The 17,061-nt window shown below is 48.5% G+C and carries 17 protein-coding genes; 12 read left to right on the plus strand and 5 right to left on the minus strand.

Annotation, left to right across the window (positions count from 1 at the left end):
• The first annotated feature begins 103 nt into the window (after positions 1 to 103).
• The 4 genes from P2W83_RS18250 (at position 104) to P2W83_RS18265 (ending at position 4,244) form a co-directional block, all read left to right on the plus strand.
• Positions 104 to 439 (plus strand): outer membrane protein, encoded by a 336-nt coding sequence (locus P2W83_RS18250; protein ID WP_276135217.1) that lies wholly within the window; start codon positions 104 to 106, stop codon positions 437 to 439.
• 113 nt (positions 440 to 552) lie between these two features.
• The gene (locus P2W83_RS18255; RefSeq protein ID WP_276135218.1) at positions 553 to 2,457 is read left to right on the plus strand and encodes a gluzincin family metallopeptidase; all 1,905 of its coding nucleotides are present in this window, start codon (positions 553 to 555) and stop codon (positions 2,455 to 2,457) included.
• Positions 2,458 to 2,478: 21 nt separating this feature from the next.
• The gene (locus P2W83_RS18260) at positions 2,479 to 3,858 is read left to right on the plus strand and encodes a ComEC/Rec2 family competence protein (RefSeq protein WP_276135219.1); all 1,380 of its coding nucleotides are present in this window, start codon (positions 2,479 to 2,481) and stop codon (positions 3,856 to 3,858) included.
• An 80-nt stretch (positions 3,859 to 3,938) separates the two neighbouring features.
• A complete protein-coding gene (locus tag P2W83_RS18265) occupies positions 3,939 to 4,244 on the plus strand; it encodes a hypothetical protein (RefSeq protein ID WP_276135220.1) in 306 nt (101 codons plus the stop codon).
• 2 nt (positions 4,245 to 4,246) lie between these two features.
• On the opposite strand, the gene P2W83_RS18270 is transcribed toward P2W83_RS18265, so the two are convergent.
• Positions 4,247 to 4,792 carry a DUF1697 domain-containing protein gene (locus tag P2W83_RS18270; RefSeq protein WP_276135221.1) on the minus strand — a complete coding sequence of 182 codons (546 nt, stop codon included), beginning with the start codon at positions 4,790 to 4,792 and terminating at the stop codon, positions 4,247 to 4,249.
• 72 nt (positions 4,793 to 4,864) lie between these two features.
• Entirely contained in the window at positions 4,865 to 5,215 is a 351-nt protein-coding gene (locus P2W83_RS18275) for a hypothetical protein (protein ID WP_276135222.1), read from the minus strand.
• A 174-nt stretch (positions 5,216 to 5,389) separates the two neighbouring features.
• On the opposite strand from P2W83_RS18275, the gene P2W83_RS18280 reads away from it, so the two are divergent.
• Positions 5,390 to 5,686, plus strand: coding sequence for a hypothetical protein (locus P2W83_RS18280; RefSeq protein WP_276135223.1), 297 nt, complete (start codon positions 5,390 to 5,392; stop codon positions 5,684 to 5,686).
• A 332-nt stretch (positions 5,687 to 6,018) separates the two neighbouring features.
• Here the strand turns inward: P2W83_RS18280 and P2W83_RS18285 are convergent, their stop codons facing one another.
• Complete coding sequence (locus tag P2W83_RS18285; RefSeq protein WP_276135224.1) at positions 6,019 to 6,231, minus strand: hypothetical protein; 213 nt, start codon at positions 6,229 to 6,231, stop codon at positions 6,019 to 6,021.
• Between the two features lie 211 nt (positions 6,232 to 6,442).
• Here P2W83_RS18285 and P2W83_RS18290 point away from each other — a divergent pair, with 211 nt between their 5' ends.
• Both P2W83_RS18290 and P2W83_RS18295 read left to right on the plus strand, forming a co-directional pair.
• The gene (locus tag P2W83_RS18290; RefSeq protein ID WP_276135225.1) at positions 6,443 to 6,691 is read left to right on the plus strand and encodes a hypothetical protein; all 249 of its coding nucleotides are present in this window, start codon (positions 6,443 to 6,445) and stop codon (positions 6,689 to 6,691) included.
• An 88-nt stretch (positions 6,692 to 6,779) separates the two neighbouring features.
• Positions 6,780 to 7,478 carry a hypothetical protein gene (locus P2W83_RS18295; protein WP_276135226.1) on the plus strand — a complete coding sequence of 233 codons (699 nt, stop codon included), beginning with the start codon at positions 6,780 to 6,782 and terminating at the stop codon, positions 7,476 to 7,478.
• A gap of 50 nt (positions 7,479 to 7,528) precedes the next feature.
• Here P2W83_RS18295 and P2W83_RS18300 read toward each other — a convergent pair whose 3' ends face one another.
• Entirely contained in the window at positions 7,529 to 8,728 is a 1,200-nt protein-coding gene (locus tag P2W83_RS18300; protein ID WP_276135227.1) for a T9SS type A sorting domain-containing protein, read from the minus strand.
• A gap of 127 nt (positions 8,729 to 8,855) precedes the next feature.
• Here P2W83_RS18300 and P2W83_RS18305 point away from each other — a divergent pair, with 127 nt between their 5' ends.
• The 3 genes from P2W83_RS18305 to crcB all read left to right on the plus strand — a co-directional run bounded on the left by P2W83_RS18305 (position 8,856) and on the right by crcB (position 12,286).
• Positions 8,856 to 9,926, plus strand: coding sequence for a TolB family protein (locus tag P2W83_RS18305; RefSeq protein WP_276135228.1), 1,071 nt, complete (start codon positions 8,856 to 8,858; stop codon positions 9,924 to 9,926).
• 122 nt (positions 9,927 to 10,048) lie between these two features.
• Entirely contained in the window at positions 10,049 to 11,668 is a 1,620-nt protein-coding gene (locus P2W83_RS18310) for an ELWxxDGT repeat protein (RefSeq protein ID WP_276135229.1), read from the plus strand.
• A gap of 237 nt (positions 11,669 to 11,905) precedes the next feature.
• Positions 11,906 to 12,286, plus strand: coding sequence for a fluoride efflux transporter CrcB (crcB, locus tag P2W83_RS18315; RefSeq protein ID WP_276135230.1), 381 nt, complete (start codon positions 11,906 to 11,908; stop codon positions 12,284 to 12,286).
• On the opposite strand, the gene P2W83_RS18320 is transcribed toward crcB, so the two are convergent.
• Complete coding sequence (locus P2W83_RS18320) at positions 12,283 to 12,933, minus strand: MgtC/SapB family protein (RefSeq protein WP_276135231.1); 651 nt, start codon at positions 12,931 to 12,933, stop codon at positions 12,283 to 12,285. The two genes, crcB and P2W83_RS18320, sit on opposite strands and share 4 nt — an antisense overlap.
• Before the next feature lie 113 nt (positions 12,934 to 13,046).
• On the opposite strand from P2W83_RS18320, the gene odhB reads away from it, so the two are divergent.
• Both odhB and P2W83_RS18330 read left to right on the plus strand, forming a co-directional pair.
• The gene (gene odhB, locus P2W83_RS18325) at positions 13,047 to 14,276 is read left to right on the plus strand and encodes a 2-oxoglutarate dehydrogenase complex dihydrolipoyllysine-residue succinyltransferase (RefSeq protein WP_276135232.1); all 1,230 of its coding nucleotides are present in this window, start codon (positions 13,047 to 13,049) and stop codon (positions 14,274 to 14,276) included.
• Positions 14,277 to 14,693: 417 nt separating this feature from the next.
• Complete coding sequence (locus P2W83_RS18330) at positions 14,694 to 17,054, plus strand: TonB-dependent receptor (protein ID WP_276135233.1); 2,361 nt, start codon at positions 14,694 to 14,696, stop codon at positions 17,052 to 17,054.
• Positions 17,055 to 17,061 lie beyond the last annotated feature (7 nt).

A 17,061-nucleotide genomic window follows, 5' to 3' on the forward strand; every position in this document is an offset into this window, starting at 1 on the left:
GGTTGGCAAACTTGCGTACAATGAAATTATAAAAACCTACCAGGCGCAGACCAGTTATACAGTTACTGAACAGCAAAGCATCGGCACCCCCTTCAAATCGCTGGTGCTGCAGGCAAACCTGCATATTCCGGCTAAGCGGTTTACGTTTTATGCAGGAGCAACCGGCGGGTACATGGTAGCCACCGTTAAACGCAAAGTTCATTATGAAAACTGGCCTAGTGAATATGGTGAGGTCTATTCCTTGGGCGGCTTTTTAGCCGGCCCACAGGCAGGCATTGCATACAACATCTTGCCGCGCATCTCACTTTCGGCCGACCTCAGCGCGCGCTTTGTCAATCTCGAAGACAGCACTCCGCCGTTCGGTGGTACCAGGAGCATCACCTACTACAGTCACATGAACTACTACACCTTCGGCATTGGCGCACGATACCGGTTTTAGATTGACAGCCGAAATAATATACCAAACTTTATCGTAATAAAATCCCGTGTTTTCACGCTATTTTGTAAGGGATATACGGGATAATTTTATTACCAACAATAAACACACGCTACATGAAACAACCTTACCGCCAGCTGCGGGGCTATTCGCTTGACCCCACCTTCTCTACACGGCTGGATACCGAAGGCATCAATGAAATTACTTACCAGGTGCGCTGGGAAGACAACCTCAAAAAAGGCCCCATAGGCGACTATTTTGAGGTAATAGACTTTGACCCGGCCAGCAACTGCTTTTACGACCCCGTGCACCTCGACGCGCCCGACGTACTCAGGCAGAGTGGCCTCACACCCAGCGAGGGCAACCCGAAGTTTCACCAGCAATTTGTGTACACCATTGCCATGAAGACACTGGAGCACTTCGAGCATTCGCTGGGACGGAAGATCATCTGGCCGCCACGCCAGTATTTCAAACAGCAAAAAGGCGAAGCATGGGAGTACGTGTGGGAATACGTAGACAAACTGCGCATCCACCCGCACGCACTGCGCGATGCCAATGCCTACTACGATCCTGAAAAGAAGGCAGTGCTCTTTGGCTACTTCGAAGCAGCACAAAATGTGGGCGGCATCAACTTCCCCGGTGGTGTCATCTTTACAGCACTATCGCCCGACATCATTGCGCACGAAATGACGCACGCCATTCTCGATAGCATCCACCCGCGCTTTATCGAGAATACCAATCCAGATGTCCCTGCCTTCCACGAAGGCTTCGCCGATATCGTTGCGCTGCTGCAACGGTTCACCATTCCGCAGCTCGTAGAGCACCAGATAGCACAAACACGCGGCAACCTTGAAGAGTTCAGCTTCCTGGGCGAACTGGCCACACAGTTTGGCAATGCGCTGGACGGCAACCGCGGCGCACTACGCGGCGCCATCGGCAAGATCGAGAATGGCAAATGGCAACGCTACAAACCCAACCCCGAAGACTACCGCACTATATACGAACCACACGACCGCGGCGCCATATTGGTCGCCGCCGTTTTCGACGCCTTTATAAGACTGTATAACAATACTACGGCAGACCTGCTGCGTATTGCTACCAACGGCAGCGGCGTATTGCAGGCCGGCGCCATTCACCCCGACCTGGTGAAACGCCTGGCACAAGAGGCATGCGAGCTCGCAGAAAGATTGTTGCATGTATGTATCCGCGCGCTCGACTACTGTCCGCCGCACGATATTACGTTTGGCGATTTCCTGCGCGCGCTTATCACTGCTGATCTCGACAGCTCTAACAAAGATGTGAAAGGATACAAAGTAGCCTTGATAGAAGCATTCAGGAGTTGGGGTATTTATCCTGAAAGAGTGAACACACTATCGGTTGATAGCCTGCAATGGTCTAAGCCCGTAACGATGACCGACCAGGACAGAAGGTCATGGAAATTTATAGCAGACGAATTGCGCCAGGACATCCGCGATATAGTGGACAACTCTTACGCAAGCGCCAACAACAGGAAGAAGATACACGACCAATCGCTGAAGGTGCAGGCAAAACTGCACGGGTTGCTGATGGGCAAACGGCGCGGCAAGCCCGGTGCCTGGTCTAGCCTGCTGGCACAACTGGGTCTCACCGACAAGGTGCTCACCTTCCAATACGATGGACAAGCTGTTTCGACCGGTCGTGTACCAGAACTGGAAGTGCATAGAGTACGACCAGTATTCCGCGTAGGCCGCGATGGCAAGATCAACGACCAGGTACTCATCACCCTCACGCAAACCATGCACTTCAAACAAGACGCACTTGAAGGACTTACGTTCCGCGGTGGTTGCACCATACTGCTCAACATGTCGCAAGACTGCGATGTAGAGTACGTGATCTGCAAGAACGTGAATAGCGAATACAGGTTCCAGCAGCAGATGGATTACCAGCTTGGTAAGACGGCCTCTTACACCGCGCTCAGCAAATCGTTGTATGATGAGGACGGCTGTGGCGATATCAACTTTGCTCACCTTCATTTTCACTAAACCAACCCAAAAACAACTACCATGGCAAAATCAGTAGATGTAACCGTAAAAATGTTCCAGGTGGGCGAACTGGGCGATTGCTTCCTGCTCACCTTCAACGATAAAAAGAACAAAAGCAATGTGCTGATAGATTGCGGCACATTCCGCAACAGCCAGAGCTCCAAAGACCGTCTCGAGGAGATCGTTACCTATATTAAATCAGAAGTAAACGGACACCTCGATGTGGTTATCGGCACACACCAGCACAACGATCATATGTCAGGCTTCTGCCACTGCGAAGAGCATTTCCAGGATTCCGTATCGCAAGTGTGGCTGTCGTGGCTCGACGACCCACGCGATGCTTTTGCAAGGCAGATACGCAGGGATGAAAAGAAGCTGACCGACAAAGTACAGGCCATTGGTCTGAAACTGCACGCGCTCAACAAGACCGAACATGCCAACCGCCTGCACGACATGCTGGGCTTCTACAGTGTGGACGATTCGCCGGGTGTACCCGCGCGCGGTATAGAAGTATTGAAGAAGGTAGGCAAGAAGAAACCCGAATACCTGAGTCCCGGCCAGATAAAAAGCCTGCCCGGTATAGACGAAGAGTCGGTGAAGGTGTATGTACTCGGCCCACCCCGCCGCCGCGACCAGCTCTTCAGCAAAGACCCCGATAAAACACAGAGCTACGATCCGCACCTGGCGCTGGCTAATGGCAATGCCAGCCGCATGCTCTCGGCACTCGACAACCAAAACGAAGGAACCTTTAACAGGGCTGAAGACCAGTTCCCCTTCAATCAAACCTTTAAAAAGAAACGTTCTGAAATCGATCCCGAGATACTGGCCGCCTACGACCACCGCGATAGCAAATGGAGAAAGATAGACGACGACTGGCTGGGCTCTGCTGCACGCCTCGGCATCTACCTCGACTCGTACACCAACAACAGCAGCCTGGTGCTGGCCTTCGAGCTGGTGCGTTCAGGTAAAGTATTGTTGTTTGCTGCCGATGCGCAAACGGGTAACTGGGTATCGTGGGAGCATATAAAATGGGCTGATGCGCCGCACTTTAATACCTACCAGCTGCTTCAAAACACAGTATTATATAAAGTAGGTCACCACGGCAGCCACAATGCTACACTGGTAAAAGCGCTGGAGGCGATGGAACACCCTGAGCTGGTGGCTATGATACCGGTAGACAAGACCGACAGCAACATCACCAAACCCAACGGATGGAAGATGCCGGCCAAGAACCTGTATCGCCGCCTGAAGGAAAAAACTAACCATCGTGTACTAAGAATGGATTACGGCTACGACCCGGATTGCAGCCCTACCGGCAAAAACAAAAACAGCTGGAGAGGATTGGTGAAACCAAAGATCGACAAGACCAATAAATATATAGAGTACACCATACAAGGCTAACAAAACCACTATAACCTATAACCCTTTCCCTCTTAACCTATCACCTTCAAACCCTATCATTTGTATGGAACAGTTTTTGCATGAACTTGAGGATCAGAACGAATGTTATGAATATCAACCGCTTGATGGAAGATCTCGAAAAGCTCGATTTTCAACGCGAACCCTACCTGATAGGTTTAAGACTCATTGTCCTGAATGCGATAAACGAGCTCAACCGCCAGCGTTCTGCCAGTCCGCAATACTGCAGCCAGCTGATACGTTCGCTGCAAGACACCTACAAGCAAATACCTTCCAGCAGCGACGACTGCGACGTGCACGATTTCAATGTGCTGAAAGCGCAGGTGTACGACAGCCTGGGCCAGGCCAGGCATGTGGCAGCAGCCTAAACTTATTTATCAAACATTGCGAGGATCTTATGGAGCGTGGTCTGGTTGCGACCCGTGGCCAACTGTTTCAGTTTGCGCTCTACAAACATATTGCTGAACAGCGATTTCGATCCGTCCTTCACCACAAGGGCATATACATCGCGGCCGGCGATCTTAAAACTATCTATCTCGTTACTCTGAGACTCGAACGTCTTTCGCTGCTCCGCATCGGGAGCTTTGGTAAGGAAGGTAATATATAATGCGAGGTCTTTGCCGAGCGCTGCTTTTTTGAACGGGTTATTGCTGAGTATCTCTTCCAGCTCAGCCTTAGTTCTCAAAAACACCTCCACCTCGAAACCAAGTTCTTTGACAAGTTGTTTCTCGATCTTAGCCGTGAGCTTTGCTTCATCTTTCTCTTTGGCTTCCAGCAGCACGTTGCCGCTTTGTATATAAGTGCGTACGTTGGCAACCCCGGGCATCTCGCCCAGTATCCGACGCAGGTCTTCCATCTTGATGAGCCTGTGCCCGCTTACATTGATAGCTCTTAAGAAAGCAACATACTGTTCCATACCGATGAGCTAAAAATAAAAAAAGTTGCATTGGCGGCTGCAACTCTCTTCACAAAGCTCATGTCACAGCCATCAGAACCGGTAGTGTATCTGCCTTTCGACCGCGTAGGTGCGTATGTCTTTAAAAATCTCAAATTTGGAGGTCATAGCCGGGTGGCTTACCCTCGCCATGATGATCACTTCATACTCTTCTTCGCGACGGGCGCCTTTGCTGGTAAAGATGCCGCCATTCAGTTTGGCGATCTTGTGATTCTTGTACTCATTGATGAGTTCTTCGCGTCTTTCGGAAGGACAAACAAACAAGGCCACTATATTACCAACGCCGCAGTAGTTGTTACCAACAAGGTACTGGAAGTGATTCTTTACTTCGATGGCTTTAGACAATGTAAACGATTTGCCGTCCAGGGAATTTGAACGATTCATAGCGAGAGATTTAACTGGTGAAAAAATAACCGGCTTTGGTTACGGCCGCTACCGGTACAGTAAATACTAAAACAGCCGTGCCTGAAAGCTTGCCAATATTGTACAAGCGGCTATTTGTCAATCCGTTGCACTGGCATAGTTTTTAAAACTTGTAGGCAAATAAATTCAACAGTTATGAAAAAGTCGATTGAATTAGTTACGTATAGACTGGCCTTTCTTTTTATGACGATGATGGCGTCCGTTTACAGTTTTGCGCAAGACGCTACCAATGTAACGGTAGAAAAAACCGCAAAAACAACCACCACAGAGCAGTGGTACACTGAGCCCTGGGTTTGGATAGTAGGCGGCGCATTGTTATTCATTCTGTTATTGGGTGCGATTCTGGGTGGCGGCAGCCGTTCCCGCAGCACTTCTGATACGCGTGTGCACCGCACCACCATTACAAGGCAAGATGATGTGTATGATGCTTAGTTAATGAGCTGTTATTGAGTGTTTTTTAAATGTTTGGCAGCAGGCGCATTTCATTGGAAATGCGCCTGTTGTTTTGCCAATTATCAAAAGGGCAAAAAAATACTCCCCTCGTATTGAGGGGAGCTTAATCAACCACCATCTACCTCACTCGTCACATCACTTTATTCTGGTTCGTTTACTATTCCTTTCCCTACTTACTATTAAAAAATATGCCCCTCCGGCCGTTCGGGGAGAAGCTTTCAGAAACAAGGCGATAGATGCAAGCCAATAATTGCACAGTACACAGCTGCGGAAAAATTTTCTACAAAAACGGCTACAATCGGCTGTGGAAGCTAGTTTCGTGGAGCGCTGCGGCGCATGTCCTTCACCAGCTCCATGGCTTTGATATGTGCCTCCCTCGCCGAGTCGGCAGGGATCATGGCATATATAAGATGCCCATTTTTATCATGCTCAAATTTCACGTTCTCAGCTTCGTGCGGGGGAGACAATAATTCGTGACAGGCTAACACTTCATTTTTCAAAAACACTACTTTAAAAACGGCCATCTCTCATTCTTTTCGGGTCCAACAAATGCTCGCTCATCAATAAGCAAAAACTATGCAACGGCCGAGCTGCAGTTATATAACCAAACAACCCATATAAACTCATATCAACCAGTTAGAAATGCCCGTTTTTTCACTATGTTATTTTAACAACTTATTGCACACTGTACCGTGGCACGTTCTATATTTGAATACTGAAAACAACCCAACTCACATGATACGCTACCACCAATTCGAAACATCTGTCCAGGAGACAGCTAATGATTTTCACGACTGGAAACACCTGCTGCCAGCAGTACCTATTGCATTCCGCCTCCGGTTCCTGTACGTCATCGACAATCACTTTCACCTGCCCGATGCCTTCGATATCGTAATGAGCAGCCAAAGCCTTAACGACGACAGGTTTGAAGAGTTCCTGACGACAGCGCGAAAAAGCGAGACTTACTTGTATTGTAAGGAATAGGTTTGACTAGCTATCGATCATGAACGGAAAGGGCGAATATTGGTTCCGGAAGTTATTTGGATTATATTAGATACAAATCTTTCTACCCATGCGCAGGCTGTCGTTACTGTTTTGTTTGGTAGCAGGTACCACCTGGTGCTCTGCACAGACAGCCTCCGATAATCCCTTGTTCAACACCTTCAAGCAAGGCTTGGTACAAGGCGAGGGCAATGCAGCCTCAGTAGCGGTCATCAAAGCAGCCATCGGCACCTTTGGGGTCAATAATGTGTTCCGTTATTTTTCTACTGACAATGCAGCTGGAAAGTACACGATCCGCCTGAGGAACGACGAGACCATCACGCTGACATTCACTGAACTGAAACAAGCCGCTACTGCATCAGCCTTCAGCGAGAAGAGCACCGACCTGCTGTCGCACGACATCCGTAAATATGCAGAGCTCTGCTTTGCTGTAATGGCAAAAAAGCTGCAGCAGCAAAACCCACGTTACAATTATGTGTCTGCGGTGAGCGATATTAATGATGGTATAGAACCGGCAGATGCAGCCGCATTGTTAGGACTGAAACTCAAAAGCCTGAAACCCTGTACCGTGGATAACCTGTCGCACTACAACCATATCATCGTGTGCAATCCTTACCATATAGCTTACGCCAACACTGGCTATTATGATGAGCTGAAGAACCAGGCAGGCGTTGCCACGCTCAACGACTTCAGGCAAAACCACTACGGCGCCAAATGCGCCCTGCGCCGCTGCAATATCAGTGAAGCGTTCAGGGTGGATGAATTCTAAAAAAAATGCCGGGACGAATCCCGGCACCTATAAAGTAAGTCGTTCAGTCATTATTGTTCAACCCTGAAAGGAGCTGTAGCTACTTCGCCTTTGTCGTTCGACAAGGTAAGCCAGTACACACCATTAGCCAGCGTTGAAGGCAGATTGATCTGCAACTCGTTGCTACCGTTAGCCAGCACAGTACCCTCGCCAGATACGGCGCCTGTGATCTGGCTCAGCTTATAGCGGTAGTTACCATTTGCTGTAGATGCCAGCTTCACATTGATCGCCCTGCTGTTACCAACCGGGTTAGGATACAATACCATTTTACCATCGGCGCTTACGCTTTGCACCGAAGTACGGAATGGGATGCGCAGGATATGTATCTGGGCTGTTGACACATTAGTGTACGTAGCATCGTTACCATAAGTGTACAGTACCAGTGCGTTGATCTCCTGCGGGCGGAACAGCTCTGCAAAATAGCTGTTGGTTATTTTGTTCTGCGTCAGTTGCAGGGCACCTAATACAGGAGCCGGAGCTGGTGAACCGTTCAGGAAGAACGAATCGGTAGTAACACCACTAATGCGTTCCAGCAATACATCCACGAAGTCGGTCATCGAGCCATCATACAATATAACAGAGGCCTTACCGAAACCGGGAACGCTGAAGTTATAGTCGGTGGTTGATTTGTACTGGAATGGGGCGCTCGTCAGGCTTTGGGCCTGGAAGGTCAGCTCCATGTTGACCGTCAAGCTCCATGTTGACTGCCAGCTGCTGTTATAAGTAGCCGGGAACTTGATGAGTGGATAAGGTTGAGAATAAGGAGCATCCTGCGCGAGGATCACCAGCGAGTCGGAAGCAATGAAAGGCGCACCAAACTGACCCAGGCCTATAGCATAGCGTTCTGTAGTTTCGCCAATACGCATGAAACCGGTTGCAGTTATGCCAGACCACCTGTTGGTCTTCAGTCGCAACGAATCGAGCGCGCCCATCTTGGTGTTGCGAGAGCTATACCAGCTAGCACCCGGCAGGTTGCTGTTCGTACCCTGGAGCTGTTCTGAATAGTAGCGGGTGTTGCTATATTGAACACCGGTAAAATCCCACTCTTGTGCTGCAGAACCCGGTGCCAGTTGCGGCACGGGCAATTGTGCATCAGCAAAGGTGTCTGATCCGATTACCGCCGACGAGTAGCTGCTCTGGGTGAGTGTGATCTGTGCAAAAGCTGCACCTGCGCCCAGCATCGCTATGGCAAATGCGTAAAGTTTCTTCATAATGGAAATTGAGTTGAGTCCAAATATATAAAAAAGCCAGCAGCACACATAACATCGCATGACAATGCCATGACAAATAAAGTCGCCGAGCAGCATTAATTTGCGCCCATAAAATCACACACCTCACATGCGGTTATCTTCCCATTACGTGGCACTGGCGCTGGCAGTTATGTTCGGCACCAAAGCCACAGCACAAACTGACAAGCTGGTATACAACGACGAAAAGCATTTCAAAAACGTAAAGCAGCTCACTTTTGGCGGCGATAACGCGGAAGCCTATTTCAGCTTCGATGGCAAAGCCGTTAGCTTTCAGCGCACCAACCCGAAAGAGGGACTGAACTGCGACCAGATATTTTATGGCAAGCTGCCAAAGAAGGCCGATGATAAATTTGAATACAAGCAAGTGAGTCATAAAGGCCGCACCACCTGTTCTTATATGATGCCTGATGGCAAGCACGTGCTGTACGCATCTACACATTTGGGTGCAGATACTTGTCCGCCGGTGCCAGACAGGAAGGTGCTGAAGAAATACGTATGGCCTATTTACGATAGCTACGACATCTTCGTGGCCGATCTGAAAGGCAATATCACCAAACAGCTTACCCACAATCCCGGTTATGATGCTGAAGCAACGATCTCTCCTAAGGGCGATAAGATCGTATTCACCTCTACCCGCAGTGGCGACCTGGAACTGTATGTAATGGACATTGACGGTAAGAACGTAAAACAAATAACCAAAGACCTGGGTTACGATGGTGGTGCCTGGTTCAGCCCCGATGGCAGCAAGATAGTTTGGCGCGCAAGCCGTCCTACCACAGAGGCAGAGGTAAAAGAATACAAAGACCTGCTGGCACAGGGCATGGTTGCCCCTACCAATATGGAGGTGTTTGTGGCCAATGCCGACGGCAGCAACGTGCAGCAGGTAACTAAACTGGGCAAAGCCAACTGGGCACCCAACTTCATGCCCGATGGCAAGCGCATCATCTTTGCGTCTAACCACGAGTACGAAAGAGGTTTCCCGTTCAACATGTACACCATCAATATAGATGGCAGCAACCTGCAAAAGATATCGCACGACGGTGGTTTTGACGCCTTCCCGATGTTCTCACCCGATGGTAAGAAACTCATCTTCTCATCGAACCGCAACAACGGCGGCACGCACGATACCAACCTGTTCATTTGCGACTGGGTAGAATAACTCCTGAGTGATAAGAGCGAATAAAAGAGGAGCGGTTACGCTCCTTTATTATTTTGCGATAGAGTCCGCCAGCCTCTTTCGGATCACGTGTAATTACCTTATATTTAAGGCATATGCGTGTTATGAAGAAACTACTATTCCTATTAACTCTGATGAGCCATCAGGCAATTGGGCAGCCAGCTTTAAGATTTGAACGTTTAGACCTCAATGCAGGCCCTAATTCATCATCTCCCAATAACTTTTGCATCGTAGGCAACAAGCTATATTTCACTGCCACAACTCCTGCGACAGGCAGTGAGTTATGGGTGACGGATGGCACTGTGGCAGGTACCCAGGTGCTGGAAATAAATCCTGGCGCTGACGGAAGCTCGCCCTCCTCTCTTCACGAGATGGCTGGTAAATTGGTATTTCTAGCATCATCTCCAACCAGTGGCATGGAACCTTGGATATCAGACGGAACGGTTGCAGGAACTCAATTGATAAAAGATATAATGCCGGGAACAGGTAATTCGACTTCCGAACTTGATGGAGCGGTGCTTAACGGTAAAATGTATTTTGCTGCTGATGATATAACATACGGCAGGGAAATCTGGGTAACTGACGGCACTACGGCCGGAACGCAAATGTTAATTGATATAAGACCGGGTTTTAATAGTTCTCATGCAGCTAAATTCATTACCTACAATAACAAAGTATATTTCAGCGCAATGACGGATTTGACCGGATTAGAATTGTGGGCGACAGATGGCACTACGCTTGGGACACAGATGGTTGATTCTGGCGGTCCTGTGTCTCCTGACGTATTTACGAAGGCGCTTAGCAAATTATTTTTTCGTGCAACTAAGGGCGTGGGAACTGGAGACGAACTGTGGGTTACCGATGGGACGACCGCTGGCACACAGATGCTGAAACAAATTAATCCTCCGGGATCAGGCACTACCAACGAGTTTGTCGAGTTTAGCAATAACGTTTATTTCTCGGCAAGCGACGGCATTAACGGAGCAGAACTATGGATGAGCGATGGCACAGCGGAAGGGACAGTGATGGTCAAGGATATCAATCCTGGGGTGCTACCAAGCGGACCAGTCGAATTTGAAGAATATAACGGTAAGCTCTACTTCAATGCAGACAATGGTTCTCAAGGGCGGGAATTATGGGTGACCGATGGCACCGCTAGTGGAACCCAGCTTGTAACTGATATATTTTCTGGGTCTATAGGTGGCCATCCGAGGAATTTGATTGTATACAAGGGGTATCTGTATTTCGAAGCAATTCAAAATGGCACAGCTGGCAGGCAGCTATTTATCAGTGACGGCTCAATTTCAGGTACAAAGGTTGTGGCACCCACAGCCACCCCTCCGGCAAACACTGTAAATAACCCACCACCGGCACTTTGTGTGTACGATTCAATGTTATTCTTTCAGGCTCGATACGATACAACAGGCTTTGAATTATGGTTGTTGACGAATGATACAAGTACCAATATCCGTAACCACGAGCTAACGGCTAGTGTCCGCATCTATCCGAACCCAAGTAATGGAACGTTTACTATTGAAACAGGAAACAAAACATTCACCACAGCGAACCTGGAGGTATACGATGTTGCAGGTAGACTTATACTAAGTCAGTCTCTGGCATCTACGAAAGAAAATATCCGGTTGCCCGAAACTGCAAAGGGTATGTACCTGGTAAAAATAGCTGTCGATGATGCGTTGTATGCTACACAGCTGATAATAGAATGACCTGAATAATTTGCAAAAAACATAAGAGGAGCTACGAGCTCCTCTTTGCACTTTGCGCAATCGAGAGACTTGATCGCCCCTCTGAAATGAAATGATGTGTGAGATATTGGTCGCACTCCCTTTTTTTCTCAAGACAATGTTACGTACCCTCCCAATGAAGGCCAGCGACAGTAAAGAGTTTCATTGCCAACAATCGCAATAGCTTTTGTACTACAGTGTTTTAACTATCTTCACACAATGTTAGGGAAATTTTTGATGGTGGCCTTAGGGGGCGGCTTGGGCAGCATGGCGCGCTATGGAATGTACATCGCCATGGACAAATACACTATCAAAACATTTCCGGTAGCTACACTTACAGTCAATCTTGTCGGTTGTTTTCTTGTTGGTCTGCTATTTGGTTTCACCTCGAAGGCAACTGCGGGAGGCGCACCAACCGGATGGGCGCTATTTCTCGGCACTGGCTTCTGCGGCGGCTTTACCACCTTCTCTGCCTTTGCGCTGGACAATAATAACCTCTTTAAAAACGAACAGGGACTCGCCGCACTGGCATACACCATCTTCAGCGTAGTGATCGGCATTCTGCTGTGCAGGCTGGGCATGGGCCTTTCGGGTAATTAATAATGTAACTGCGTTACTCTTGTGTCGCGCACCAGCTGAGCCACCACCAGGTCGTGCTTTTCCTGCGTAGCCCTAACTGTCCAGGTAAGCACTACCATACCTTCACTCTTTTCGGTCTTCACCTTGCGTATCTTATAATTCTTATCAAAAAAATCGGTAGGTTTTAGCAGGGCGGCATCTGTAGTGTATTCTTGCCTGATGACGTAATCGCGTATCATATACTTGCTCTCAAACCGCTTTTCGATGAAGTGGAGGATGACCAGGATGATGAGTACGATGGCTGTAGTTTCGACGGCCACCTGGTAATCGCCAATGCCCACGCTCATTCCTATGGCGCCGGCCGTCCACACCGCTGCTGCGGTGGTAACCCCGTGTATACTCTGCTGGTTGCGGAAGATGATGCCCGCGCCTATGAAACCGATGCCGGTCACAATATTGGACGCGATACGGGTAACATCACTTGCATGTCTTATGTCAAGTAATGCCATATGATGTGACACCAGGGTAAATAAAGTACCACCTACGCTCACCAGCATCATGGTTCTGAATCCAGCCGCCTTGCCACTCCACTCGCGTTCCAGGCCTATCAGGGCGCCCAGCAGGGCCGACAGCAGCACTTTTTGAATATCCTCGTTGAATATATCCATAGCTTATATAACAACCATAAAATTACGCCAGTATATGGTATTTAAAGTGTTTGAATGCATTTTTGAATAATCCATAGGCGTTCGTTAATTTTGCCACCCGCAAATGTCCTTACATGATAGAAATTAAAGTACCCACGGTTGGCGAATCAATTAGCGAAGTAACCTTAGTGAAGTGGCTGAAGAAGGATGGTGAATGGGTGGAAAGGGATGAACTGCTCTGCGAACTGGAATCGGAAAAAGCAACCTTTGAGCTGAACGCCGAAAAAGCAGGCATACTCCATACAGTAGCCAAAGAAGGCGATACATTGAACATCGGAGATCTTGCCTGCAAGATAGACGAGACAGCTGCACGCCCTGAAGGCGCTGCTGCTCCCGCTCCTGCCAAAGAAGAAGCGAAGCCCGCTGCTAAGGCTGAGGCACCTAAAGCCGAAGCGCCTAAAGCTGCTGCTCCTGCAGCCGATGTAAAAGCTACACCGGTGGCTAAATCTATCATGAGCGACAAGCAGGTGAAAGCCGGCGACGTGAAAGGCACTGGCGCTATGGGCAAAATTCTGAAGGCCGATGTGCTGGAAGCCCTGGCTAACCCAGGCCGCAAAGGCGGTGCTGCTGCATTTACCCGCGATGCAAAACGCGAGAAGATGAGCAACCTGCGCAAAACAGTATCGCGCAGACTGGTGGAAGCTAAGAACACTACTGCTATGCTCACTACCTTCAACGAGGTGGACATGACCCGCATCATGGAGATACGCAAGCAGTACAAGGATACTTTCAAAGAATCGCATGGTGTGAACCTCGGTTTCATGTCGTTCTTCACCAAAGCAGTTTGCTACGCACTGCAGGAATGGCCGGCAGTGAATGCTTACATCGACGGCGAAGAGATCGTGTACCACGACTACTGCGATATCTCGATAGCAGTATCTGCTCCTAAGGGACTGGTAGTACCTGTTATCCGCAATGCAGAGAGCCTGAGCATGGCGCAAATAGAAGCTGAAGTTGGCAACCTGGCTAAGAAAGCACGCGAGAATAAACTGAGCATCGAAGAAATGACAGGCGGTACCTTCACCATCACCAACGGTGGTGTATTCGGTTCACTGATGTCTACACCGATCATCAACATACCACAGAGCGCTATCCTGGGTATGCACAAGATACAGGAGCGCCCAATGGCAATAAATGGCAAAGTAGAAGTACGCCCTATGATGTACCTCGCACTCAGCTACGATCACCGCATCATCGATGGTCGTGAGTCGGTAAGCTTCCTGGTGCGTGTAAAAGAACTGCTGGAAAATCCGGAGCTGCTGCTGATAGGACACGATCCTGTAAAAGCACTTTTAGAACTGTAGTAACAAGGAAATATAAAAAAGAACAGCCGCTGAAAAGCGGCTGTCTTGTTTTAGGCGAAGCGCATATCTTTTGCGCTTATCGTTAAAACCACCACGGTGCAAGCACCGCTGGTTCATGAATTCGTATAGCAAAGCTGATGCCAGTAACGTCTGGCGTGTAATGGGATAGAACTACGTATACAGGTGAGAAATGGTAAAAAGTATGAACGCCTCTTATCGGCGTTCGCAGCACACCAAGCATCTCTTTCATACACCACGCTTTATAGGATGAGTAAATATATAGAACATAATCCATACCAAAAAACGTCATTTATAGCAACAACAGGCGTTTTCAGTCGAAACGTAGTTTCCATTTGACGAATGGGGAACTTCATTCGACGAATGAATATCGACGGCTTTACTTATATTTAATTGTCTATGAGCCGCTTATTCATACTTATCACCCTGCACTTTTTGTGCCTCATAAAGGCCAATGGACAACTCACGATTGTTGGCAAAATTGTTGACAAACAACACCAGCCTGTTGCTTTTGCTACCCTGATATTGCAACACCTACCCGATAGCGCCATAGTAAAAATGGACATGGCAGACAGTAATGGCGCCTATAAAATACCGGTAACCGATACGAACCAACTCCTTTTGAAGATCATTGCTTCGGGCTATGCACCCGCATTCGCTCCTGTTAGCAACAAACAACAGGATATCATTTTAGAACCGGTAGGCAAAGAACTTGCAGCTGTCATCGTGAGCTCGCGCAAACCACTGATAGAACGCAAAGCAGACCGCACAGTGTTAAACGTAGAGAATACGATATCCGCCATTGGTTCCGATGCATACGAGCTGTTGAGAAAAGCACCCGGAGTGCGCGTTACTAACAACTCTGTATCTCTTGCCGGAAAAAGCACGGTGAGCATTATGATAGACGGCAAACTGGTACGCCTGGGTGGCGATGAACTGGAAGCTTTTCTGCGCACCATAAAAGCCGACAACATATCGCAGATCGAAGTAATCACTACCCCACCGGCTAAATACGAAGCAGAAGGCAACACAGGTCTCATCAACATTGTCACGAAGAAAAGAAAGAACGAAGGACTGAATGGCAATGTAGGTTTGAGCTATACACAACGCGTGAGAGGCGGAGCAAGAACCACGCTGTCGCTCAACTACCGGAAGAACAAGCTGAATGTCTTTGCCAATGGCTTCCTTACACGAAATCAAAATACTCTCGACCAGCAAACAACTACGCAGTTCGACAACCAGGAAAACTATTTGAGCAGCTGGCAGATCACAGATCCTATTTATTCGCGCCTGGAACTTGGAGCTGATTACAACATCGGTAATCGATCGACACTCGGCATCATGTACACCACGGGCCACACCGACCGCATAGCGAGGCAGGCTTACGTCTCGACCATCACTAATCTAAATACGGGCAATATCGACTCACTGCAACGCTCCCGCGCGCAGATAAAAGAAACAGGTTTGCGCCAGGTGGTGGATGTAAACTACGAATGGAGGATCGACACGAGTGGTAAAAAACTGAACATCGACTATGAATATTTTGGTCGCCCTTCTCACCGCGATCGCACAGCTACCAATCAAAGTGTCCTGACCGATGGCGGTAGAATAGGTGCACCCGGCACTAATCTCACTACCGCCGACCTGGATGTAAACTACATGGAACTAAAAGCAGACGTCGTGTTGCCCACCACGTTTGCTGAGTGGAGCTTTGGCGCAAAAGCATCAGGCATTCACAACGTCAGCGACAATATTTTTAGCGACCTCAATGACGGCGTGTATGTGCGCAACACTGAAAAAAGCAATGAGTTTGATTATACAGAGAATACCCAGGCACTATACTTCAGCACAGAAAAGAAATGGGATAAATGGGAAGGACAACTGGGCCTGCGAGGTGAATACACGCAATCAAGAGGCATTTCTATTGGCGACACCGTTACCAACAACTATGCAAAACTATTCCCCACCGCTTACCTGCTCTACACGCCCAACGAAGACAACGCATTCAACATAAACTACAGCAGGCGTATTGAACGACCGCAGTATTTTCAACGCAACCCTTTCCGCACCTACACTACGCCGACATCTTACGAAGGTGGCAACCCGTTTCTCCAGCCATCGTTCAGTCACAACGTTGAGTTAGGATATACCTTAATGTCGCAATATACCATTACTCTATATGCGCAACAGGTAGATGCTATGATACAATGGATAGCACAAACGGACTCTGTCAATAACTCCTACTTCTACACCTGGGCCAATTCAGGAACCTCAACTTCGTTTGGCCTCTCGTTGAATGCCACCAACAACATTACAGATTGGTGGGAGAATACGGTGACGCTGAGTGGCTATCGCAAATCGTTCAGATCCGACTACTATAACACAGCCAACAATTTCAACCTGCCTTCGTGGGAGGTGGACATATTCAACACATTCCAGCTAAACAAGGCGCAGACGTTGATGGCCGAACTTGGTTTCTATTATGGATCCAAAGAACAGGATGGCTTTAATCTCGGTTATGCCAACTACATGTTTTGGGGAGGCATCAGAGCGCTCTTCTTCGACAAGCGGCTAACGCTTAACCTGCAGATAAACGACCCTACGCGTACATCATGGGATAAGTACCTCAACCTGCACAACGGCACCTACCAGTTCGACTATGATGATCATCGCTGCGTGCAGGGAACCATCAGCTGGAAGTTTGGCAACAAGAATATCAAGGCACGCCGCGAACGGCAAACAAGCGACAGCGGACAATAAAAAACGC

The organism is Polluticoccus soli, from assembly GCF_029269745.1.
Classification (GTDB): domain Bacteria; phylum Bacteroidota; class Bacteroidia; order Chitinophagales; family Chitinophagaceae; genus Polluticoccus; species Polluticoccus soli.